Raw genomic sequence first — 22,356 nt, forward strand, 5'->3', positions numbered from 1 at the left:
GTGCCCATGAGCGAGCAGGTACTGACCGACCCGAGTCCGTCACAGCCCCTGGGCGAGAGCCGTTCCCGGGTGCTGGAGATCCTGCGCGCCGGAGCACGACCCATGGGGGTGCAGGACGTCGCCGCACGCGCCGACCTGCACCCCAACACCGCCCGATTCCACCTCGACGGGCTCGTGGACGCCAGGCTGGCCACCCGCGACCCCGAGGAACGCGACCAGCCCGGCAGACCTCGTATGGTCTACCGGGCTGTCGCCGTCGACCCCGGCGGCGGGCTGCGCAGCTACCGGATGCTGGCCGAGATGCTCACCGGCCTCGTCGTGGACTCGATGCCGCACCCGGGGCAGGTCTCGGTCAAGGCCGGGGAGACCTGGGGCCGCTATCTGGCCGACCGTCCGGCCCCGCTGGAGCGGATCGACGCCGCCGAAGGGGTACGACGGCTGGTGAAGGTGCTGGAGAGCGTCGGTTTCGCCCCCGAGGCGCCGTCCGCCGACGCCGCCGGGACCAGCGATGCGACCTGCCCGGTCATCCGCGTCCGCCACTGCCCGTTCCGGGAGATCGCCGAGCAGCACCGGGAAGTGGTGTGCTCACTCCATCTGGGGCTGATGCGGGGCGTCCTCGCGGAGGTGCGCGCACCGCTCACGGCCGACCGGCTGGAGGTCTTCGTCGAGCCCTCGCTGTGCCTGGCACAGCTGAAACGGACGGACCGGAAGGACGACGTCCAGGACGTGCAGGGCGCGCAGGGCGTCCAGGGCCTCCAAGGCGTCCAGGGCGAGCCGGGCGGGAAGAAGAAGAAGACCCCGCCCGGGGCACGGCCGTAGCGACCACGCGCCCGCTGCGCTTCGCGCCGTACGTCAGGCCGTGCGCTTGCGCGGTGCCGCCTTCTTCGCGGGAGTCTTGGACGCCTTCGACTTGGCCGCGGCCTTCTTCGTGCCGGTACCGGACGTCTTCTTCGCCGCGGACGAACCCTTCTTCGCCGTGCCCGCGGTCTTCTTGGCCGGGGCCGGGGCCTTCGCGGCCGTCTTCTTGGCCGCCGTCTTCTTGGCCGCCGTCTTCCCCTCACCGGCCCGCTGCCCCGCCGTACGACTCGTACGGCCTCCGGGCATCCGCTTGACCTCGGCCTCCCCGGAGTCCTCCGCCTCCGTCGCCGTCTCCCCGCGCGACTCCTTCGCCGCCAGGACGCTCTTCTCCAGGGCCGCCATCAGGTCGAGCACCTTGCCGCCCCCGGCCGGCTCCGGGACGTCCGGAGGCATCTCACCGGCCGCCTTCGCGGCGATGACCTCCTCCACCGCCTCGCGGTACTCGTCGTGCAGATCGCCGAGATCCACCTCTCCCAGGGTGTCCATCAGGGCGTCCGCCAGATCGAGTTCCTTGTCGCGCACCGAGACGTCCACGTCCGGGGCGACACCCTCGGGGGCGCGCACCTCGTCCGGCCACAGCAGGCCGTGCATCGCGATCGCGTCGCCGACCACCCGCAGCATGCCCAGCCGCTCCCGGCCGCGCAGCGCAAACTTGGCGATGGCCACCTTCTGGCTGCGCTTGAGCGCCTCCCGCAGCAGCGTGTACGGCTTGGCCGCGGGGGCGCCGCTCGCGGCCAGGTAGTACGCCGACTCCATCTGGAGCGGGTCGATGCGGTCCGCCGGGACGAACGCGACGATCTCGATCGTCTTCGCCGTCGGGAGGGGCAGATGGGACAGGTCCTCGTCAGTGATCGGGATGATCGTCCCGTCCGCGTCCTCGTATCCCTTGCCGATCTCCGCGGAGCTGACCTCCCGGTCCTCCAGCTCGCAGACCTTTCGATAGCGGACCCTGCCACCGTCCTCGGCGTGGATCTGACGGAAGGCGATCGAGTGGCTCTCGGTGGCGTTCATCAGCTTGATCGGGATGCTGACGAGGCCGAACGAGATGGCGCCGTTCCAAATGGATCGCACGTGCAGCATCCTTTCCGTGTCGATTCGAAAATACGTTCGGATATTTGATCGTTTTATGCACTGCGCGCGATTCATTCGCTTTATGCGCATATACGTCATTTGCGGGAGTCTTATCGTATGACGCCGATCACGGAGGTGGAGGGGAAACGGCTCGCGCTCAGCAATCTGGAGAAGGTGCTGTATCCGGCGAGCGGCTTCACCAAGGGCGAGCTGCTGCACTACTACGCCACCGCCGCCACCGTGCTGCTGCCCCATCTGCGCGACCGGCCGGTGTCGTTCCTGCGGTACCCGGACGGGCCGGACGGCGAAATGTTCTTCTCGAAGAACGTGCCGCCGGGTACACCCGAGTGGGTCACCACGGCCGAGGTGCCGCGCTCCGAGGGCCCGGCCCGGATGGTGCTGGTGCAGGACCTGCCGTCGCTGATGTGGGCGGCGAATCTCGTCACCGAGTTCCACACACCCCAGTGGGTGATCGGCGCGCCGGGACAGGCGGACCGGCTGGTGTTCGACCTCGACCCCGGGCCGCCCGCCGGGGTCGTGCAGTGCTGCGAGGTGGCCCTCTGGCTGCGGGACCGGCTCGCGGCCGACGGGATCACCGCGTTCGCGAAGACCTCCGGCTCCAAGGGGCTGCATCTGCTGGCCGCGCTGCGGCCCGCGGACTCCGGGCAGGTCACCGAGTACGCCAAGCGGCTCGCCGTGGAGGCGGAGAAGGCCATGCCCCGGCTGGTGCTGCACCGGATGACCCGCAGCCTGCGGCCGGGGAAGGTGTTCGTCGACTGGAGCCAGAACGCGGCCCGCAAGACCACGGCCACCCCCTACACACTCCGGGCGCGCCCGGAGCCGGCCGTCTCGGCGCCGGTGACCTGGGAGGAGGTGGCCGGGTGCCGGGCGGCGGAGCAGCTGGAGTTCCGGGCCGGGGACCTCGCACCCCGGGTGCGGGAGTACGGCGACCTGCTGGCGCCGCTGCTGGGGGCGGGGGCGGCGCTGCCCTGACCGGGCAGGCACCGCACCGGTCGTGCGAGGACAAGTTCTCGCCCCCGCCGCCCCTTCCCATCCCGTCCCGGGGGCGCTGCCCCCGGCCCCCCGCTCCTCAAACGCCGGAGGGGCTAATTTTTGGCGGGAGGGGACGGAAAGGGCGGCAGGGGCGAACCCACGTGTTGGACCACCGTCACCGTCACCCACGGACCCGCCCTACACCCTCCCCCACGTCCCCCTGTCCCGCGCCATGGCGTACAGCGCCTCCACGTCCGCCGGTTTCAGTACACCGCCCAGCCGGGCCAGGCCCGGGAGGTCGGCGGCGGTCATGATCCGTACCTCGCGCGGTGCGGCCAGGACGCGTATCCCGGACGGGTCCACCAGGGCCAGCACCGGGCGCACCTCGGCCGTGAGGGCGTAGGAAGTCCGGTCGGCGTCCGCCCGTACCCGGCGCAGCAGGGCGCTCGGCTCGTGGCGGCCCAGGGTGACCATCGGGTCGGTGACCAGGACCCGCTGCTTGCGGGCGTACACCGAGTGGATCGCGAAGAGCCCGCCGGGACCGATGGCCAGATGGTGGACGCGGTCGCCGCCGGGCAGCGGTATCGAGTGCAGGGCGTGCCAGCCCGCGCCGTCGAGCCGGTCCAGCTCCTCGCCGACGGTCTGCTCGGCGTGCAGGGCCCTGCGGCGCGGGTCGGGGCGCAGCCGGTGCGGTGGTCCGGGGTCGCGGTCCAGGGCGATCAGCAGCGCCTCGCCGGGGCGGTTGGGGGCGAGGTCGTCGTCCGGATGGAGGGCGAGCCTGGCCAGTTCGGCGGGCGTGGGCACCGGGGGCGGGCCCACCGCGACCGGGCCCGTCAGGAAGGGGCCCAGGGCTTCCAGCACGCCCTGCCTGTGGTCGTCGTTCAGCAGGTTGACCCTGGCGGCATCCCTGTCGTACCAGGCGATGTTCCGTCCGTCGTCGAGACGGACGTAGAGCCGCTCCTGACCGTGCCGCCAGGCCGGTACGACGCGCAGTCCCTTCATGCACCATCACCCCACGAACCATGGGACCAGGCGGGGTGCTCCCGGGGCAAGAACCCGGCTACTTTGAGAGAAGGTCGGAGGGGGAGCTGGGGAGGCGTTGTTGCGTACCCGCAGAAGGCAGCCCGACGTACCGGCTCCGGAGCGTCCGTGGGACGAGATCGTGCCCGGGCTGTGGATGGGCGGGCACGAGTACCGGAGTCATTCGGGGCAGCTCGCGTTCGCCGTCGTGGACGACGAGTTCGATCTCGTGCAGACCCTGCTGAGGCTGCCCGGGCACGGTCCCGGTCCCGGGGTGGAGCACCACGTATGGCCGATCCCGGACGGACCGCTGGACGGGACGCAGCTCGCGGGGGTGATGCGGCTGGCGCAGGCCGCGGGCGACGCGATGGAGCAGGGGCGCAGGGTGCTGGTGCGCTGCTATCACGGGTACAACCGCTCGGGGCTCGTGGTCGCGCACACGCTGGTGCGGCAGGGACGTACGGCGGAGGAGGCGATCCGGCTGATCCGGTCCCGTCGCTCGCCGTGGGCGCTGCACAACGACCTGTTCGTCGAGTATCTCCAGGCGGGGCTGCCCACGGCACGGCTGCTGGAGGAGCTGGCGGAGTGACCGGGCCGCTTCCCGGGTGAGGACTCCCGACGCCCGATGCCCGGCACCGATGGCGCAGTGCGACGGGCGGGTCACGGAGGGCACTCCTAATGTGGCGATTGGTCGGATACGACCCGTTCATCGCATCCCTGGAGGTATCTCCATGTCCGGTACACCCCGTACGCCCCGTACGCCCGGTACACCCCGCAGATCCCTGCGCTCAGCCCTCGCCCGTCTCGCCATGACGGCCGCCGCCGGCGCCCTCGTCACCGCCGCCGTGACTGTCCCGGCCGTGGCCGACGACGGCTGGGGGCAGTCGGACCCGGGCAGCAGCAACACCGGTGCCGCACCGCAGGACGAGAGCGGTATGGGCGGCATGGACGGCTGGGGCGGCGGCGACACCGGAAGCGACGGGGGCGGCGGAGGCGCTGACGACAGCTGGAGCCAGGCCAACCAGCAGCAAGGGGGGCAGCAGCAGACCGGGCAGCAGCCGAACGGCCAACAACAGGCCGGACAGCAGCAGGCCGGGCAGCAGCAAGGCGGCCAACAGCAGAGCGGACAACAACAGTCCGGTCAGCAACAGAGCAGCGGGCAGCAGAGCAATGAGCAGCAAGGTGGGCAACAGCAAGGCGGCCAACAGCAGAGCGGACAACAACAGTCCGGTCAGCAACAGAGCAGCGGGCAGCAGCAGGGCGACCCCCAGCAGAGCAGCCAGCAGGGCAACCAGCAGGACAGTCCGCAGAGCAGCCAGCAGGGCAGTCACCAGCAAAGCCAGCGCAACGCGAAAGGTGTCGTCACCGCGCGCGAACTGCTGCTGCGCAGTGCGCCCGACCGGGGCAGCCAGGTGATCCGTGTGGTGCGTCGCGGGGACATCGTGTCGATCTTCTGCCGGACCCAGGGGCAGTCCGTCGACGGCAATCGAATCTGGTATCTCCTCGCCGACGGCACCTGGGCCTGGGGTTCGGCGCGCTTCATCGACGTCATCGGGCCCGCGCCACGCTGGTGCTGAGCACCAGGGGGCGCAATTGATGCTAATTAGGTAGGTTCCGGACATGATCAAGGCCGGAACGACCGTGGCGGAGGCGGACCCGCCCGTGTCCGCCGTACGCCTCCCCCGGCGCCGTGGCGTCGAACTCGCCCTTCTCGCCCTGGCCGTGCTGCTGTGCGTGTACGGCTACTGCGCCGTCGGCCTCGCAAGGACCGGCACCCTTCCGCCCGACGCCCGGGACTACGGCGCCGGGCTCGGCATCCTCGCGCTGCTCGCGCATCTCGCGGTGCGGCTGCGGGCGCCGTACGCCGATCCCCTCACGCTGCCGATCGGGGTGCTGCTCAACGGGATCGGCCTGGTGCTGATCTACCGGCTCGATCTGGAGACCCCGGCCGACCTGGCCGCGCCCGCCCAACTGGAGTGGTCCACGCTGGGGGTGGGGGTGTTCATCGTCGTGGTGGTGCTGCTGCGCGACCACCGGGTGCTGCGGCGGTACGCGTACCTCTGCGGGGCCGCCGCGCTCGCCCTGCTGTCGCTGCCGGTGTTCTTCCCGGCGGTCAACGGCGCCCGTATCTGGATCCGGGCGGGCGGACTGTCCATCCAGCCGGGCGAGTTCGCGAAGGTGCTGCTGGCGGTGTTCTTCGCCGCGTATCTCGCCGCCAACCGGGAGGCGCTGGCGCACGCGGGCCGCAGGCTGTGGCGGATGCAGTTGCCGACGGGGCGGGTGCTGGGTCCGGTCGCCGCGGTGTGGCTGCTGAGCGTCGGGGTGCTGGCGCTGGAGCGCGATCTGGGCACCTCGCTGCTGTTCTTCGGGCTGTTCGTGGTGCTGCTCTACGTCGCCACGGGCCGCGTCGGCTGGATCGCGGTCGGGCTTCTGCTCGCGGTGTTCGGCGCGATGGCGGTGGGACGGCTCGAACCGCATGTGCACGGCCGGATCGAGGACTGGCTGCATCCGCTGGCGTCGATCCAGGCGGGCCAGGGCCCCAACCAACTGGCGCAGTCGCTGTTCGCGTTCGCGGCGGGCGGGGTGCTCGGCACCGGGCTCGGGCTCGGGCACTCGCATCTGATCGGCTTCGCCGCGAAGTCGGACTTCGTGCTCGCCACCGCGGGCGAAGAGCTGGGCCTGGCCGGGCTCACCGCGCTCTTCCTGCTCTACGCCCTGCTGGTGGAGCGCGGCTACCGGGCGGGCCTCGCCCTGCGCGACCCGTTCGGTCGGCTGCTGGCGGTCGGGCTCGCCTCGCTGGTGGCGCTGCAGGTGTTCGTGATCGCGGGCGGGGTGACAGGGCTGATCCCGCTGACCGGGATGGCGATGCCGTTCCTGGCGCAGGGCGGCTCGTCGGTGGTGACCAACTGGGCGATCGTGGCGCTGCTGATCCGCCTGGGCGACTCGGCCCGCCGCGGCCAGGAGGCCGAGGGGGTCGAAGGGGTCGAAAGGGCCGAGGAAGTGGCCCCGAGCGGCGAGGAGGACGCCCTGATGGACACGGAGGCCGCCCCGTGACCCGGTGCATCCGGCACTCCGCCGCGTTCTGTGTCCTGCTGCTGCTCGCACTCCTGGTGAACACCGCCCGGGTGCAGGTGGTGCGGGCCGGGACGTACGCCGACAATCCCGCCAACCGGCGTGCCGGCATCGCCCGTTACGGACAGCCGCGCGGTGACGTCCTGGTCGGCGGGGTGCCCGTCACCGGTTCCCGGGACAGCGGGGAGCAGCTTCGCTACGAACGGACGTACAAGTACGGGCCGTTGTACGCGCCGGTGACCGGGTTCGCCTCGCAGGAGTACGGCACGACGCTGCTGGAGCACGCCGAGGACGGGGTGCTGTCCGGCACCGATCCGCTGCTGGCGCCGCTGCTCGGCGGACTGACGCGGACACGGCCGCCGGGTGGTGACGTCGTCACCACCATCGACCCGGCGGCGCAGCAGGCGGCGTACGAGGGGCTGGACGGCCACAAGGGCGCGGTGGCGGCGGTGGAGCCGTCCACCGGGCGGATCCTGGCGCTGGTGTCCTCGCCGTCGTACGACCCCGGCGAGCTGTCCGGGAACGGTGTGACGGCGGGGCGGGCGTGGAAGCGGCTGAACGCCGATCCGGCGAAGCCGATGCTCGACCGGGCGGTGCGGCAGACGTATCCGCCGGGTTCGACGTTCAAGGTGGTCACCGCGGCGGCGGCGCTGGACTCCGGTGTGGTCACGGACCTGGACGCGCCGACCGACTCGCCCGACCCCTACCGGCTGCCGGGGACGCTGACCCGGCTGACGAACGAGGGCGACGGCTGCATGGACGCCTCGCTGCGGGAGGCGTTCGAGTGGTCGTGCAACACGGTGTTCGCAAAGCTCGGCGTGGATGTGGGCGCCCGTGCAATGGCGTCGACGGCGACGGGCTTCGGCTTCAACGACAGCACCCTGCGGGTCCCGTTCTCGGTGGCGCGCAGCACCTTCGACGCCCACGTCGACCGGGCGCAGCTCGCGCTGTCGTCGATCGGGCAGTACAACACGCGGGCGACGCCGCTCCAGATGGCGATGGTCGCGGCGGCCGTGGCGGACGGCGGGCAGGTGCGGGAGCCGTATCTGGTGGAGCGTACGACGAACCACGCGGGCCGGACGATCACGACGACGGCCCCCCGCCCGGCCCGGCAGGCGATGCGCCCGGAGACGGCCGAACTGATGAAGGAACTGATGGCGGACGTCGTGGCGGAGGGCACCGGTACGAACGCCGCGATCCCGGGCGCGATCGTGGGCGGCAAGACCGGCACCGCCCAGCACGGCCTCGACAACTCCGGTATGCCGTACGCCTGGTTCGTGTCCTGGGCGCAGCCCGACGACGAGATCCAGCCGAGGGTGGCGGTGGCCGTGGTGGTCGAGGACGCCTCGGACGACCGGGGCGAGATCACCGGCGGCGGCATCGCGGCACCGATCGCCCGGGCGGTGATGGAGGCGGTGCTGGATCCGTGAGCCCGGTCAGCCGGCGGTCACGCCGAGGGGGCGCAACCGGTCTCACCCCTCCGCCCCCGCCTCGATCGCCCCCGTCACCTCCGCCACCCGTGCCTTCTCCTCCGCCTCGAACCGTTCGGCGTCCAGGTGGTCGGCGATCTCCTCGTCCTGGGTCATCAGGAGGTCGAGGTCGGAGTCGCCCAGGTCGAGGACGCCCATGTCGACGTAGGCCTGCTGGAGGCGCTTGCCCCACAGGCCGATGTCCTTGACGCAGGGGACGATGCGGGAGAACAGGAGTTTGCGGAACAGGGCGAGGAACTCGGACTGCTCGCTGTACTCCTCCGCCTCGGCCTTGGGGATGCCGAAGTTCTCCAGGACCTCGACGCCGCGCAGTCGGTCGCGCATGAGGTAGCAGCCTTCGATGACGAACTCCTCGCGCTCGCGCAGTTCGGCATCGCTGAGTTGCTTGTAGTAGTCCCGCAAGGCCATCCTGCCGAAGGCCACGTGGCGGGCCTCGTCCTGCATGACGTAGGCCAGGATCTGCTTGGGCAGCGGCTTGTCGGTGGTGTCGCGGATCATGCCGAACGCGGCGAGGGCCAAGCCCTCGATCAGGACCTGCATGCCCAGGTACGGCATGTCCCAGCGGCTGTCGCGCAGGGTGTCGCCGAGGAGGGACTGCAAGTTGTCGTTGACCGGGTAGAGCATCCCGATCTTCTCGTGCAGGAAGCGGCCGTAGATCTCGGCGTGCCGGGCCTCGTCCATGGTCTGGGTGGCCGAGTAGAACTTCGCGTCCAGGTCGGGGGCCGACTCGACGATCCGCGCCGCGCACACCATCGCGCCCTGCTCGCCGTGCAGGAACTGGCTGAACTGCCAGGAGGCGTAGTGCCGACGCAGCTCGCCCTTGTCCTTGTCGGTGAGCTTCGCCCAGTGGCGGGTGCCGTACAGGGTCATCGCCTCGTCGGGGGTGCCGAGGGGGTCTGCGGGATCGACCTCCAGGTCCCAGTCGATGCGTTTCTGGCCGTCCCACTGCTTGTCCTTGCCCTTCTGGTACAGGGCGAGCAGCCGGTCGCGGCCGTCGTCGTACTCCCAGCTGAATCTGGCGGCGCCGGTCGCGGGCACCTGCCAGTGGGGGTCTCCCGGTGGGGTGGCGTAGAGCTCGTGGGTCGGCATACCCCGCAGGCTCACACGGTGGTAGACCCGGCGTCAACAAGTCGTGCGCAAGGGATTGACGGTGTTGCTGACAGGCAGTCTCATAAGTGCGTACCGCGGGTAACTCCGCGGTACGCGGGCCCTGGTGGCACACATACAGGCCGACACAGGCACACACAGGCACACACACGTACCCGTACGACGAGGTGGACCAGCCATGACGACCGTGACGGAAGCCGACGCGCTCGCCGGGGTGCGGGACGCGCTCGGCCTGCTCAAGGACCGGGAGCAGGTGGCCGAGCGGCTGCTCGACTCTTCCGCCAAGCATTCCTTCGACCCGGACAAGGAGCTGGACTGGGACGCGCCCTTCGAGGAGGGCAAGTGGTTCTGGCCGCCCGAGCTGGTGTCGCTCTACGGCACACCGCTGTGGAGGCGGATGAGCGAGGAGCAGCGCATCCTGCTCTCCCAGCACGAGGCCGCGGCGCTCGCCTCGCTCGGCATCTGGTTCGAGCTCATCCTGATGCAGCTGCTGGTCCGCCACATCTACGACAAGGCCGCCACCAGCGCCCATGTCCGCTACGCCCTCACCGAGATCGAGGACGAGTGCCGGCACTCGAAGATGTTCGCCCGTCTGATCGCCCGCGGTGACGCACCCTGGTACCCGGTGAGCCGGGCCCACGGGAACCTGGGCCGGGTGTTCAAGACGATCTCCACCACACCGGGCTCCTTCACGGCGACCCTGCTCGGTGAGGAGGTCCTCGACTGGATGCAGCGGCTCACCTTCCCCGACGAGCGCGTCCAGCCGCTGATCAGGGGCGTCACCCGGATCCATGTGGTGGAGGAGGCGCGGCACGTCCGCTACGCCCGCGAGGAGCTGCGGCGCCAGATGATGACCGCGCCCCGCTGGTCGAAGGAGTTCACCCGGGTCACCTCCGGCGAGTTCGCCCGGGTGTTCTCGGTCGCCTTCATCAACCCCGAGGTCTATACGAACGCCGGCCTCGACCGGCGGGAGGCCCTGGCCCAGGTGAAGGCCAGCGCGCACCGGCGGGAGGTCATGCAGACCGGGGCGAAGAAACTGACCGACTTCCTCGACGACATCGGGGTGCTGCGCGGCGTCGGACGGCGGATGTGGCGGTCGTCGGGGCTGCTGGCGTAGGCCCTGGGGTAGGGCCTGGGGTACGGCCCTGGCGTAGCACCTTTCGTCGCGCCCGGGGGCGGGGCGCGCCTGACCGGGGGCGGGTACGCGGGGGTGGCGATTACCCTGCGGTCATGTCCCCCTCCGTCCCCACCCCGTCCACCCCCGCCTACCGCCGGCTCAGTGTCGAGGAGCGGCGCAGCCAGCTGCTGGACGCCGCGCTGACGCTGTTCGCACAGCGCGCGCCCGACGAGGTCTCGCTGGACGACGTGGCGGAGGCGGCCGGGGTGTCGCGGCCGCTGGTGTACCGCTACTTCCCCGGCGGCAAGCAGCAGCTCTACGAGGCCGCCCTGCGGTCCGCCGCCGACGAGCTGCGGGTGTGCTTCGACGAGCCGCGCGAGGGCCCGCTGCTTCCCCGGCTGCACCGGGCCCTGGACCGCTATCTCGCCTTCGTCGACCAGCACGACGCCGGTTTCAGCGCCCTGCTCCAGGGCGGCAGCGTCGTCGAGACGTCCCGGACGACGGCCATCGTGGACGGGGTGCGCCGGGTCGCCGCCGAGCACATCCTCAGCCATCTGGGGGTCACGGACCCCGGCCCGCGGCTGCGGATGACCGTACGGATGTGGATCACGGCCGTGGAGGCCGCCTCACTGATCTGGCTCGACGAGGACAAGCAGCCACCGGTCACCGAGCTGCGCGACTGGCTGGTGGAGCAGTTCACCGCCCTGCTCACGGTGACCGCGGCCCGCGACCCGCAGACGGCGGCGATCGTCGCGGCGATCGCGGCGGATGACTGACACTGGTCGTGTGAAGAGCCAAGACACCCCGTTCGAGGGCGGGCCCATGGACGGGCGTGTCCTGCCCGTGCTGGTGGGTCCGACCGGGCACCCGCCCAAGACGTACCGCATCCCGGTCCCGGACGCGCACGGCGGCCCGCCGACCGTCCTCGTCTACCGTAGGGTGCCCCGAGGCCACAGCAAGCGGCTGGGCACCCCGCAGGGATGGAAGTACGCGTTCGATCCGGCGGGCGAGACCCGGCGCACCGGCCTGGGCCTGCGCTGGCCCTGGTCCAAGTCGGGCAGCGAGGGTCCGGCCGGGCCGGGCGACGACACCCGGAGCTGACCCGGCAGCCGACAGGTGACCCGTACACCCACGGGTGACCCGTTGCGCCGATCCGCGCACACCCGGCGCGCGGAATCGGCGCACCCGTCCGAAGCTCGCGGTGCGGAGCGGACCCGCTGCCCCGCACCGGAGGTGATGACGTGTCAGGAAGGTTGCCCCGGCTGGCCTGTACGGCGGCTCTCGCGGTCGGCACGGTCCTCGCGCCCTGGCCCGCGTGGCCCGCGGCGGCCGTGCCGGACCCCGGACAGCGGCCCGTGGCCGAGCTGCTGACGGACCTTCAGCGGCTCTACCGGGAGACCGAGAAGGCCACCGAAACCTACGACGCCACCCAGGAGAAGCTGACAAAGCAGCGCGCCGAGGTCGACCGGTTGCAAGGTGAGCTGGCCCGCGCCCGTCTCTCCCTCCAGGACAGCCGGAGAGCGGCGGGACGGCTGGCCCGGCAGCAGTACCAGACGGTCACCGGCGTCTCGCCGTACGTACGGCTGCTGCTCGCCCGCGACCCCGAGCAGGCCCTCGACGAGGGCCATGTCATCGGCCGGGTGTCCCGTGACCGCGCGGAGACAGTGAGCAGGCTGACCGGCAGCCAGCGCAGGGCGGCCACGCTGGCCCGCGCCGCCCGTACCGCCCTGGACCGCCAACTCTCCCTCGCCGAACGGCAGAAGAAGGACCGCGACGCCGTACGGAAGAAACTCGCCGACGTGGAGGCCCTGCTCGCCGCCCTCACCCCCGAACAGCTCGCCGCGCTCACCCGGTTGGAGAAGGACGGGGCCGCGCAGGCCCAGCGGAAACTGGTGACCTCCGGCGCCCTCGGCACCGACGACGGCAAACCGTCGGCACAGGGCCAGCGCGCCGTGAGCTACGCCCTGCGGCAGCTCGGGAAGCCGTACGAGTGGGGCGCGCAGGGCCCGGAGTCGTACGACTGCTCGGGGCTGACCTACCAGGCGTGGGCCCACGCGGGCACCCCCGTCCCCAGGACCAGCCAGGAGCAGTGGGCGCGGCTGCCGAGGGTCCCGCTGTCCGAGCTGCGCCCCGGTGACCTGGTCGTCTACTTCCCCGACGCCACCCATGTGGCCCTGTATATCGGCGGCGGCGAGGTCGTCCAGGCCCCGCGACCCGGCGCGCACATCGACATCGTCCCGCTCGCGTCCGCCCCGGTCCTGGGAGCCGTACGCCCGGACGGGCACCCAGGACCGGAGGACCGGAACGGCTAAAGCGCTTCGCTGGAAGTGCCGCGATGTGCCATCTGTCGTCTGCGGCACCATCGTGGCTGGTGGCGCAGTTCCCCGCGCCCCTTCAGGGCGCTGCCGAACCGGAGCGGACTTCGCCCGACCTGCTTAGGCCACGGAGGCGAGATACGCGGCCGTCTTCGCCGGGTCGTAGAAGTAGCCCTCGAAGTCCTCGGGGTCGTCGAACCCGTTGGCGAAGCGGTCGGCGACCGGCTGGAGGGCGCCTGCCGCGCCGATGAGGTTCAGGACGTGCTCCGGGGGCGGGGTGAGCATCGTGTTGGTCCACTTCACGACATGCTCGGCGGTCGCCCAGTAGCGGTCGAAGGTGGCCTGCATCCACGCCTCGTCGAACTCACCGTCGCCGTGTTCCAGGATCGAGGCGAGATAGACGGCGGCACACTTCGCCGCCGAGTTGGCGCCCTGGCCGGTGACCGGGTCGTTGGCGACGACCACGTCACCCACGCCCAGCACCAGACCGCCGCCGGGCAGCCGGCCGATCGGCTTGCGCACGATCGGGGCGAAGCGGCCGGACAACGTACCTCCCGCGTCGGTCAGTTCGGCCTTGACAGCCCGCTCGTGCTCCCAGGGCGTGTACCGGGCCATGAGGTCGAGGGTCAGGGAGAGATGCTCGGCCGGGTCCTTGACTCCGTTGAAGACGTCGAGGGGGCCGCCGGGTATGCCCTCCCAGAACAGGATGTCCGCGCGGCCGGACAGGGTCAGGGCCGGCATCACGAACAGCTCGCCGACGCCCGGGACCAGGTTGCAGCGCACGGCGTCGTAGTCCGGGTGCTCGGGGCGCGGGCCCATGCCGTGGACGTAGGCCACGGCCAGCGCACGCTGCGGCGTGTTGTACGGCGAGCGCTCGGGGTCGCGCTCGAACATCGACACCAGCTCGCCCTTGCCCGCCGAGACCAGCACGAGGTCGTACGCGCGGGAGAAGTAGTCGAGGTCGCCGACCGCCGCGCCGTGGATGACCAGCTGGCCGCCCCGCTGGGCGAACGCCTCCATCCAGCCCGCCATCTTCAGCCGCTGGTCGACCGACTGGGCGTACCCGTCGAGCCGGCCCACCCAGTCGATCGCACGCTGTGCGGGGCCCTCGGCCCATGAGCCGGGGGCCGCCACCGAGACGCCGAGGCCCTCGATCCTCGGGGCCTGGGTCTCCCAGAAGTTGAGCTGGAGGTCGCGCTCGTGCTGGAGGGCGGTGTGGAACATGCACTGGGTCGACATGACCCGGCCCGTGCGGATCTCGTCCGCGGTCCGGTTGGACATCAGGGTGACCTCGTACCCGTGCGACTGGAGTCCGAGGGCGAGCTGGAGTCCGGACTGACCGGCTCCTACGACGAGAATCTTCCGCATGACGGCAGGTGTCTCCCTGTTCGGGGGTGGTCCCGGGAAACTCGGGGGAAGGGGAGCTGGTCCCGGGCTGTTCGGGCACGGGCTGTTGGGGCACCCAGCTATTGGGGCACGGGCTATTCGGGGGTGGCCTCGAGCGCGTGGGCCACCAGGGACAGCAGGGTCTCGATCACCGAGATACGGCGGCGGGCGTCCATGATCACGACCGGGATGTGCGCGGGCACGGTCAGCGCCTCCCGTACGTCCTGCGGCTCGAACAGCTCGCTGTCGTCGAAGTGGTTGACCGCGACGACGTACGGCAGCCCGCAGCTCTCGAAGTAGTCCAGCGCCGGGAAGCAGTCCTTGAGGCGGCGGGTGTCCGCGAGCACCACAGCGCCGATCGCGCCGCGCACCAGGTCGTCCCACATGAACCAGAACCGCTGCTGGCCCGGTGTGCCGAACAGATAGAGCACCAGGTCGTCGTCGAGCGTGAGACGGCCGAAGTCCATGGCCACCGTGGTGGTGGTCTTGCCGGGCGTGGCGGTGAGGTCGTCGGTCTCCTCGCTCGCCTGCGTCATCAGCGCCTCGGTCTGCAGCGGCGTGATCTCGGAGACGGCGGTGACCAGGGTGGTCTTGCCGACCCCGAAGCCCCCGGCGACGACGATCTTGGTGGCGATCGGCGCCCGGGTGGTGTCCGTCTGCCAGGGCTTCAGGTCCTCCGCGCCGAGTTCGGCGTCAGAGACGGCGTAGTCCACTCAGCACCCTTTCCAGCAGAGCCCGGTCCGGGCGGCCCGTGCCATGGCCGGTTCCGGTGCCGTACACACGGATCTTTCCCTGGTCCGCGAGGTCGCTCAGCAGGACGCGGACCACGCCGAGCGGCATCTGCAGCAGCGCGGCGATCTCGGCCACCGTACGCATCCGGCGGCACAGTTCGACGATGGCCCGCATCTCCGGCATGACCCGGGGGGTGAGGGCGCTGTTCGTCAGTTCCTTGCGCTCCTCGGGGCCTTCGAGCGCCGCGGTGCTGGCCACGAACGTCTCCACGAGGAGGACATGGCCGAAGCGGGTACGGCCGCCGGTGAGCGAGTAGGGACGGACCCGGGCGGGCTTGCGGTCGCCGCCGCGGACCGGGAGCTGTTTCCTCGCCTGCTTCGGCTGGCTCGCTTGCTTCGGCTGGTTCGCTTGCTTCGGCTGGTTCGCTTGCTTCGGCTGGTTCGCCTGCTTCGGCTGGTTCGCCTGCTTCGGCTGATTCCGCTGCCTGGGCTTCGATTGCCGGGGCTGTTTCGGTTGCCTGGGCTGTTCCGAGTGTTCCGAGTATCCCGGGTGTTCCGGCTGATCGTGGGCGCCCGTCATCGGCTGCCGCCCGTCGCCGACTCCACCGATTGTCGCAGCTCACTGCGGAGTTCGGGGGTCAGGACATGGCCGGCGCGGCCGACGAACAGTGCCATGTGGTACGCCACGACGCTCATGTCGCAGTCCGGGGTGCCGTGCACACCGAGCAGCGAGCCGTCGCTGATCGACATGACGAAGAGGCTGCCCTCCTCCATCGCGACCATGGTGTGCTTGACACCGCCGTACGACATCAGACGGGCCGCCCCGACGGTCAGGCTGCCGATGCCCGACACCACCGTGGCGAGATCGGCCGCGGAGCCCCGCGGGCCCTTGCGGACGGCGGTGCGTGCCTCGCGGGCCTCGGCGGCGGCGCCGGGGTCGGAGGAGAGAAGCAGCAGGCCGTCCGACGAGACGACCGCCACCGACTGGATGCCCGGCACCTCCTCGACCAAGTTCGTCAGCAACCAGTGGAGATTGCGTGCTTCACTGCTCAGTCCGAAGGTACTGGGCGCGGTCAACTGCTTGCCTCCTCGACAGTTCCCCCCATGGCTTGTTCGGCGGTTCGCTCCGCGGGCCGGGCCTCGGGTGTCCGGTTCTGCCCGGTCTGCTCTGCGATTTCCGCCGCCACGTCCCGGTGACCGGCTTCCGCCCCCCGGCGGAAGCCGCCCAGCTTGCGACGCAGTGCCTCGGCGTCCACGGAACGGGTCCGGGGGCCTGGGGCTTGGGTGGGTGCGGTGATGTTCGGGGTGCGCTTGGGAAGTCCCTTCGCCGTGACGGCGTCTGCGGCGTCTACGGCATCTACGGTGTCGGCGGCATCGGTGGCGCCGGGAACGGCGGGGGCGTCGCCCGGGGCGCCGGTGGCGTCCGTGGCGTCGGGGGTGCGGGCGTGGTCGGCGGGCTGGGCCGGGCCGGCCGAGTCGGGGCCGAGGTGTGCGGGGCCGGCCGGTGCGGGCGCGGGCTGCGGTTCGGCGGCGGGCGCGGGGATCAGGAGTTCCATCGTCGTCTCGGACGTGCGCTGCTCCGGTACTGCGGTGTGCTCCCGGGCCTGTTCGGCGTGCGGGGCGGGTTGCGCGGGGGCGGGCACGGGGACGGGGGCGGGTGTGTCCCCCGCCTCCGGCGCGTCCGAGTGCTCGGTCGGCCCCTCCGGCGCCGGGGCTTCCGTCCCTGCCGCTACCCCGAAGGCCTGCTCCGCCAGCGTCACCAGCGGGTCGACGTCGGCGTCGACGTCGGCGGCACCCGTGCCGTCGTTCCCCGCCGTACGCCCCGGCAGCACATGGGAGTTGACCTCCGCGTCCGCCCCCGGCAGGGAGAACGCGGGGGCACCGCCGCCGACCGGGCCGGAGGCCGGGACCGCCGCCGAGGGCGCCGCCGCGAGCAGGGGCTGCGGCAGGAGCACGACGACCGCGGTGCCGCCCTGCTTCTGCTCGCGCAACTGGACGCGCACACCGTGCCGGTGGGCGATGCGGGCGACGACGTAGAGGCCGAGGCCCAGGCCCTCCTCGCCCTCCTGGTCGTAGGGCGACTCGGGGTCGAACTCGGCGAGCCGGGTGTTGAGCCGGGCCAGCCGCTCGCCGGCCATGCCGATGCCCTCGTCCTGGACGGAGAGCATGACCTCGCCGCTCTCCAGCAGCCAGCCGGAGATCTCGACGGGGACGTCGGGCGGCGAGGAGGCGGTGGCGTTCTCCATCAGCTCGGCGAGCAGATGGCTCAGGTCGTCGGCGGCGAACCCGGCGAGGTGGGTGTGCGGGGGCAGCGCGGCGATGCGGACCCGGTCGTAGCGCTCGATCTCGCTGACGGCGGCACGCACCACGTCGACCAGCGGGACCGGTCCGGCGGACTGCTGGACATGCTCGGAACCGGCGAGGACGAGGAGGTTCTCGCTGTGGCGGCGCATCACCGTGGCGAAGTGGTCCAGCTTGAAGAGCGTGGACAGCCGGTCGGGGTCCTGCTCGCGCTCCTCCAGTCCCTCGATGACCGTGAGCTGCCGCTCGACCAGACCGAGGGTGCGCAGCGCGAGGCTGACGAAGGTGCTGCCGATGCTGTGCCGCAGCCGCTCCAACTGGGCTGCGGAGTCGGCGAGTTCGGTGCGCAGGTCCTCGCGGGTGTCGGCCATCTTCTGGCGCTGTCCGACCAGGTGCTTGCGGTCGGTCTCCAGGGTGGTGACCCGCTCGTGCAGGGCCACGGCGTGTGCGTGCAGGGCGTTGACGGAGCGGACGACCTGGGCGAACTCGTCGTTGCGGCCGGTGAACTTGACGGCTTCCTCGGCCATCGGGTCCGCGGCCTCGGCGAGCCGGGCGGAGCCTCGGCGCAGCGCGGACAGCGGGCGAGTGAGGGTGCGGGCCATGGCCGTGGCGATGCCGAGGGTGACGAGCACCAGGGCGCCGAGGAGGGCGACGCGGATCTCCAGTGCGGTGACGTCGTCGTTGCGGAGCTGGGCGAGATCCTTGCTGCGGTGGTCGTAGAGCGCGGACTCCACGCCGCGCATCATCTCGACGCGGGCGGAGAGGGCCGCGTCCAGCTTCTTGACGCTGGTGCCGAGCTCGCTGTCGGTGAGGGTCGGCTGGTCGGTGAGCTTGGCGAGATAGGCGTCGGCGGCGTCGGCCTCGGGGCCGGTGACGGTCGTGTCGTAGGACTCGACGGCGGACTGCGGCGCGGTGTCGCGGAAGTCGGAGAGGGCCGCGTCGGAGCGCAGCCGGGCCTGCTGGGCGGCGGTGGTGAGCGCGGTGCGCTTCTTGGTGTCGGCGGCCGAGGAGGTCTGCGTGGTGCTGGGCAGGCCAGTGATGGGGTCGTAGACGGTCTGCGTGGTGCTCGGCACGTCGAGGGCGGCGAGGAGGAGTCCGCGGGCCGCCGCCGACTGCTGGACGGCGGCGTCCAGTTCGGCGAGCGAGTAGGCGCCGGAGCCGGCGCGCGGGGGCATCTGCTCGGCCAGGTCCTCGGCGAGCCGGTGGAGCCTGCTGATGGTCGTGGAGTACGCCTCGTGCGCTTCGAGAGCGGTGCTCTTGCCGGTGAGCGCCGCTCTGCGCACGGAGGCTATGGCGTCGAGGTCGGTGCGCAGCTCGGTGGGTGTGTCGCTGTCGGCGCGCAGGTCCACGACCTCGCGGTCGACGCGGGTGCCGCGCTGCTCGGAGGGCGCCTTGTTCTTGGGGCGCCCGGCGGCGATGTAGGAGGTGACCTCGTCCCGCTCGTCGGCGAGCGAATGGGCGAGGGTCAGCGCGTTCTGGGTGCGTTCCGCCAGCGTCACCAGGTCCTGGGAGTCGCTCAGCCGCTGGGAGGCGGCCAGCACGGAGGGCGCCCCGGCCGCAGCCACGGCGGCGGCCACCACGGCCACGGCCACGATCAGCCGGTTGCGCACATGGGTGGGACGGCCCTTGCCTACGGGGACGGCGGGCGTCTGCTCCGGGCCGCCCGCGGGGGCCGACTGCTTGCCTGTGCGCCGAGACCGCTTCTTCTGCACCGGTGCTCGCATTCCTGTACTCGTGTACTCAAGGGCCCGGGTGATGCCCCGTCATTCCGGAGCCTAGTGGCGCGCGTCATGCCGTCCCCCGGGGGTCCCGACCCTCCCAGCGCCTGCGGGCAGTGGTCCCCCATCGCCCGACCCGCCACCCGAAGGAGTGAACATCGGGAGAGAGTTGGCGGGCAAGTTCCGGCGGCCTGTGCGGGCACGTTTTCCGCGCGGCCGGTTGGACGCGGGCGGCGGGGTTTGGCAGTATTCGCCGCCACGGCTTTCCGGACCGCGCCAATCCCGGCCAAAACAGGCGCCTGAGCTGCGCGTGTGCGTCCCCTGCAGGGCCGTTGCCAGCCTTTCGTGAAGCTTATGGAGGGCTCGTGCAGACTGGCCGGATGCGTACTGACGTCGTTTCGGAACCCGGTGAACCCGGCCGCCCCAATGAGGACTTCGCGGGTATCGGGCTACCGGCCTCGGGGCAGGGCGGCTGCCTGGTGGTGCTGGACGGGGTCACACCGCCGAGGGGCGGCACGGGGTGTCTGCATTCCGTCCCCTGGTTCACCGCCCGGCTCGGCGGCGCGCTGACCGAACTGACCGTTTCCTGCCGAGATCTGACACTGGCTGAAGTTCTCTTCCGGGCGATCCTTCGCACAGCTGAGGCACACCGGGACACCTGTGACCTTTCTCACCCGCGCACGCCGCAGGCAACGGTGGTCATGGCGCGCTGGTCCGACGAGACGGTCGAACACCTGGTGCTGTCCGACTCGGCGCTGCTGCTGGAGTCCCCCGACGGCACGGTCGTCCCGGTCCTGGACGACCGCCTCTCCCGGCTGCCGCGCGCGTCGCTGGCGAGCGCCGCGCTCGTTGATTCGACGGTGCGCAACAAGGAGGGCGGCTTCTTCACGGCAGCCGCCGACCCGGAGGTCGCCACCCGCGCGGTGACCGGCACCCTGCCGCGCACAGAGGTACGCGCACTGACCGCCCTCACGGACGGAGCAACCCGCTGGACGGACCGCTTCCACCAGGGCGACTGGAACGACCTGTTCACCTACATCCGCGACCGGGGCGCCCAGTCCCTGGTGAACCGCGTACGAGAACTGGAAACGGCCGACCGCGAGGAACGAGCGTTCCTACGACGCAGCAAGACCCACGACGACGCGACGGTGGCGTACGTAGAACTGTGACCGCCAAGCCACACAGCCGACGCCAGCGGCAACTCCCAGGGGCGCGGGGAACTGCGCGACCAGCCACGACGGCGCCGCACCTGATGCTCGTGCTCAGGCTGAGTCCGGGCGAGCCACACAGCCAACGCCGGCACCAACCCCCCAGGGGCGCGGGGAACTGCGCGACCAGCCACAACGGACCCCCACCCGCGATCGGCGAACCCGCCGTAGGCGAATCCGTCCCGAAGAGGCTGGCAGACGGCTACTTCTCCATGCTCCGGTTGAGATGGTTCAGCAGCCGGGCCAGTTCAGCCACCTCCCGAGGGTCCCAGTCGGCCAGCCGGTGGACATAAGACGCACGACGCGCCTCACGAACCCTGCGATAGCGCCCGCGGCCCTCCTCGGTGAGATGGACCAGCCAGGCCCGCCCGTCCGCAGGATCGGGTTCCCGGGCGACCAGCCCGAGGTCCTCCAGCGCACGCAGCTGACGCGACATGGTGGCCTTGCCGACGCCGATGTACGCGGCCAGCTCCGTCGCGCGCTGCCGGCCGCATTCCTCCAGACGGACCAACAGCCCGTACGCGGCCGGTTCCAGCTCGGGATGCACCTCCCGGGCCATCTCCGCCTGATTGGACCGGGCGCGGCGCAGGAACACCGTCAGCTCGCGCTCCAGGGAGAGGAATTCCCGCTCCGCGCCACCCGGCGAGGCCACGCCGGTCTCCGACCGGTGCTCCTCGCCGTTTCCGTCCTCGTGCACGCCAGCCCCTCTGATCCGGGTTTCCCGCTCGTGAAAGTTTCCGCCAGACGCGGCGATAGCCGCAGCTTGGCAAGTATTTCGCAGGCGTAGACCAACGGCAGCCTCCGGACCCCCTTCCCACCAGCCGGTCTACGTGCGTAGCTTCACAGGCGGAGCGTGGTGACATGTTCGCGCCACTATCCCCCCGGCGCGGAACATTCCTCCCCCGTACGGCGGACACGCCCGCTCCCCCCACCGACCCCCAACGATCCCCCCACCGAGCACCACCGAGCCCGCGGAGGCACGATATGCCCGTGCCCAGATACCAATTCACCCTGTTTCGCCGCATAGGCGATATACGTCCCTCACTCGACGTCAGCTCCCGTGTCCCCCGCCTCCTCCCCCACACCCCCCGGACCCCCCGTACCCCCTACGGGCTCCACCGGCTGCGCCGCCTCACCGCAGTAGGCGTGCTGCTCGCCGCGCTCTCCTCGCTGTCCGCCCTCCCGTCCTCAGCCGAGACCCGGCCGGTGTCACCCGTCCGGGGCAGCGCCTACATGGGCATGGGGGTCATCGCCCACGACGGCCAGGGCAGCCTCCCCTCCCCGCGCGTCGCGGCCACCACCCAGACGGAGGGTGTCGACGTCTCCAGCTACCAGGGCAACGTCGCCTGGTCCACCCTCTGGAGCAGCGGCGTCCGATGGGCGTACACGAAGGCGACCGAGGGGACGTACTACACGAACCCCTACTTCTCCTCGCAGTACACCGGCTCGTACAACGTCGGCATGATCCGCGGCGCGTACCACTTCGCGACCCCCGACACCACGAGCGGCACCACCCAGGCCAACTACTTCGTCGACCACGGCGGCGGCTGGTCCAAGGACGGCAAGACGCTGCCGGGTGTGCTCGACATCGAGTGGAACCCGTACGGCGCGGCCTGCTACGGCAAGTCGACCAGCTCGATGGTGAGCTGGATCTCCGACTTCCTCAGCACCTACAAGTCCCGTACCGGACGCAACGCCGTGATCTACACGGCGACCACTTGGTGGACCCAGTGCACCGGCAACTACAGCGGTTTCGCCTCCGCCGACCCGCTGTGGATCGCCCGCTACGCCTCCGACGCGGGGACGCTGCCGGCCGGCTGGTCGTACTACACGATGTGGCAGTACACCTCGTCCGGACCGACCGTCGGCGACCACGACAAGTTCAACGGCGCCCTCGACCGCGTCCAGGCGCTCGCCAACGGCTGAGTCCGCCACCGCTCAGGGCGAACTGAGTCCACCCCTGCTCAGG

The 22,356-nt window shown here is 71.3% G+C and carries 20 protein-coding genes and 1 pseudogene; 12 read left to right on the forward strand and 9 right to left on the reverse strand.

Going from position 1 to position 22,356, the window contains the following annotated elements; all coding sequences use genetic code 11:
• The first annotated feature begins 6 nt into the window (after positions 1–6).
• Entirely contained in the window at positions 7–819 is an 813-nt protein-coding gene (locus tag ACSYGN_RS13080; protein WP_460395112.1) for a helix-turn-helix transcriptional regulator, read from the forward strand.
• A gap of 33 nt (positions 820–852) precedes the next feature.
• On the opposite strand, the gene ku is transcribed toward ACSYGN_RS13080, so the two are convergent.
• On the reverse strand, positions 853–1,929 hold the full coding sequence (ku, locus tag ACSYGN_RS13085) for a non-homologous end joining protein Ku (protein WP_460395114.1): 1,077 nt from the start codon (positions 1,927–1,929) through the stop codon (positions 853–855).
• A 117-nt stretch (positions 1,930–2,046) separates the two neighbouring features.
• On the opposite strand from ku, the gene ligD reads away from it, so the two are divergent.
• Positions 2,047–2,922 carry a non-homologous end-joining DNA ligase gene (ligD, locus tag ACSYGN_RS13090; RefSeq protein WP_460395116.1) on the forward strand — a complete coding sequence of 292 codons (876 nt, stop codon included), beginning with the start codon at positions 2,047–2,049 and terminating at the stop codon, positions 2,920–2,922.
• Positions 2,923–3,120: 198 nt separating this feature from the next.
• On the opposite strand, the gene ACSYGN_RS13095 is transcribed toward ligD, so the two are convergent.
• A complete protein-coding gene (locus tag ACSYGN_RS13095; protein ID WP_460395118.1) occupies positions 3,121–3,924 on the reverse strand; it encodes a nuclease-related domain-containing protein in 804 nt (267 codons plus the stop codon).
• Between the two features lie 100 nt (positions 3,925–4,024).
• On the opposite strand from ACSYGN_RS13095, the gene ACSYGN_RS13100 reads away from it, so the two are divergent.
• The 4 genes from ACSYGN_RS13100 to ACSYGN_RS13115 all read left to right on the forward strand — a co-directional run bounded on the left by ACSYGN_RS13100 (position 4,025) and on the right by ACSYGN_RS13115 (position 8,444).
• Positions 4,025–4,531: a protein-tyrosine phosphatase family protein gene (locus ACSYGN_RS13100; RefSeq protein WP_460395120.1), complete on the forward strand. Its 507-nt coding sequence runs from the start codon at positions 4,025–4,027 to the stop codon at positions 4,529–4,531.
• Positions 4,532–4,751: 220 nt separating this feature from the next.
• Positions 4,752–5,519 carry an SH3 domain-containing protein gene (locus tag ACSYGN_RS13105; RefSeq protein WP_460395122.1) on the forward strand — a complete coding sequence of 256 codons (768 nt, stop codon included), beginning with the start codon at positions 4,752–4,754 and terminating at the stop codon, positions 5,517–5,519.
• Positions 5,520–5,562: 43 nt separating this feature from the next.
• Positions 5,563–6,996 carry an FtsW/RodA/SpoVE family cell cycle protein gene (locus ACSYGN_RS13110; protein WP_460395124.1) on the forward strand — a complete coding sequence of 478 codons (1,434 nt, stop codon included), beginning with the start codon at positions 5,563–5,565 and terminating at the stop codon, positions 6,994–6,996.
• On the forward strand, positions 6,993–8,444 hold the full coding sequence (locus tag ACSYGN_RS13115) for a penicillin-binding transpeptidase domain-containing protein (protein WP_460395126.1): 1,452 nt from the start codon (positions 6,993–6,995) through the stop codon (positions 8,442–8,444). The genes ACSYGN_RS13110 and ACSYGN_RS13115 overlap by 4 nt, the downstream gene beginning before the upstream one ends.
• Before the next feature lie 42 nt (positions 8,445–8,486).
• On the opposite strand, the gene ACSYGN_RS13120 is transcribed toward ACSYGN_RS13115, so the two are convergent.
• Positions 8,487–9,593 carry a ferritin-like domain-containing protein gene (locus ACSYGN_RS13120; RefSeq protein WP_460395128.1) on the reverse strand — a complete coding sequence of 369 codons (1,107 nt, stop codon included), beginning with the start codon at positions 9,591–9,593 and terminating at the stop codon, positions 8,487–8,489.
• Between the two features lie 196 nt (positions 9,594–9,789).
• Between ACSYGN_RS13120 and ACSYGN_RS13125 the strand changes: the two genes are divergently transcribed.
• From ACSYGN_RS13125 to ACSYGN_RS13140, 4 genes are all read left to right on the forward strand, one after another.
• Positions 9,790–10,728, forward strand: coding sequence for an AurF N-oxygenase family protein (locus tag ACSYGN_RS13125; RefSeq protein ID WP_460395130.1), 939 nt, complete (start codon positions 9,790–9,792; stop codon positions 10,726–10,728).
• Positions 10,729–10,841: 113 nt separating this feature from the next.
• Positions 10,842–11,504, forward strand: coding sequence for a TetR/AcrR family transcriptional regulator (locus ACSYGN_RS13130; protein WP_460395132.1), 663 nt, complete (start codon positions 10,842–10,844; stop codon positions 11,502–11,504).
• Positions 11,505–11,514: 10 nt separating this feature from the next.
• Entirely contained in the window at positions 11,515–11,829 is a 315-nt protein-coding gene (locus ACSYGN_RS13135; protein ID WP_460395134.1) for a hypothetical protein, read from the forward strand.
• A 140-nt stretch (positions 11,830–11,969) separates the two neighbouring features.
• Positions 11,970–13,040 carry a C40 family peptidase gene (locus tag ACSYGN_RS13140; protein WP_460395136.1) on the forward strand — a complete coding sequence of 357 codons (1,071 nt, stop codon included), beginning with the start codon at positions 11,970–11,972 and terminating at the stop codon, positions 13,038–13,040.
• Positions 13,041–13,163: 123 nt separating this feature from the next.
• Here the strand turns inward: ACSYGN_RS13140 and ACSYGN_RS13145 are convergent, their stop codons facing one another.
• The 5 genes and pseudogenes from ACSYGN_RS13145 to ACSYGN_RS13165 all read right to left on the reverse strand — a co-directional run bounded on the left by ACSYGN_RS13145 (position 13,164) and on the right by ACSYGN_RS13165 (position 19,173).
• Positions 13,164–14,411: a styrene monooxygenase/indole monooxygenase family protein gene (locus ACSYGN_RS13145; protein ID WP_460395138.1), complete on the reverse strand. Its 1,248-nt coding sequence runs from the start codon at positions 14,409–14,411 to the stop codon at positions 13,164–13,166.
• Between the two features lie 113 nt (positions 14,412–14,524).
• Entirely contained in the window at positions 14,525–15,142 is a 618-nt protein-coding gene (locus ACSYGN_RS13150) for a GTP-binding protein (RefSeq protein WP_460395140.1), read from the reverse strand.
• Positions 15,123–15,539, reverse strand: a pseudogene (locus ACSYGN_RS13155) (DUF742 domain-containing protein); the annotation flags it as partial. The gene ACSYGN_RS13150 and the pseudogene ACSYGN_RS13155, both read right to left, overlap by 20 nt.
• A 197-nt stretch (positions 15,540–15,736) precedes the next feature.
• Positions 15,737–16,237, reverse strand: coding sequence for a roadblock/LC7 domain-containing protein (locus ACSYGN_RS13160; protein WP_460395142.1), 501 nt, complete (start codon positions 16,235–16,237; stop codon positions 15,737–15,739).
• The gene (locus ACSYGN_RS13165; protein WP_460395144.1) at positions 16,234–19,173 is read right to left on the reverse strand and encodes a sensor histidine kinase; all 2,940 of its coding nucleotides are present in this window, start codon (positions 19,171–19,173) and stop codon (positions 16,234–16,236) included. The genes ACSYGN_RS13160 and ACSYGN_RS13165 overlap by 4 nt, the downstream gene beginning before the upstream one ends.
• 386 nt (positions 19,174–19,559) lie before the next feature.
• On the opposite strand from ACSYGN_RS13165, the gene ACSYGN_RS13170 reads away from it, so the two are divergent.
• The gene (locus ACSYGN_RS13170) at positions 19,560–20,348 is read left to right on the forward strand and encodes a protein phosphatase 2C domain-containing protein (RefSeq protein WP_460395146.1); all 789 of its coding nucleotides are present in this window, start codon (positions 19,560–19,562) and stop codon (positions 20,346–20,348) included.
• A gap of 241 nt (positions 20,349–20,589) precedes the next feature.
• Here the strand turns inward: ACSYGN_RS13170 and ACSYGN_RS13175 are convergent, their stop codons facing one another.
• Entirely contained in the window at positions 20,590–21,084 is a 495-nt protein-coding gene (locus tag ACSYGN_RS13175; protein ID WP_460395148.1) for a MarR family winged helix-turn-helix transcriptional regulator, read from the reverse strand.
• Between the two features lie 425 nt (positions 21,085–21,509).
• Here ACSYGN_RS13175 and ACSYGN_RS13180 point away from each other — a divergent pair, with 425 nt between their 5' ends.
• Positions 21,510–22,313: a lysozyme gene (locus tag ACSYGN_RS13180; protein WP_460403418.1), complete on the forward strand. Its 804-nt coding sequence runs from the start codon at positions 21,510–21,512 to the stop codon at positions 22,311–22,313.
• The last annotated feature ends 43 nt before the right edge of the window (positions 22,314–22,356 follow it).

The sequence above is a fragment of the Streptomyces sp. YIM S03343 genome, assembly GCF_054729195.1.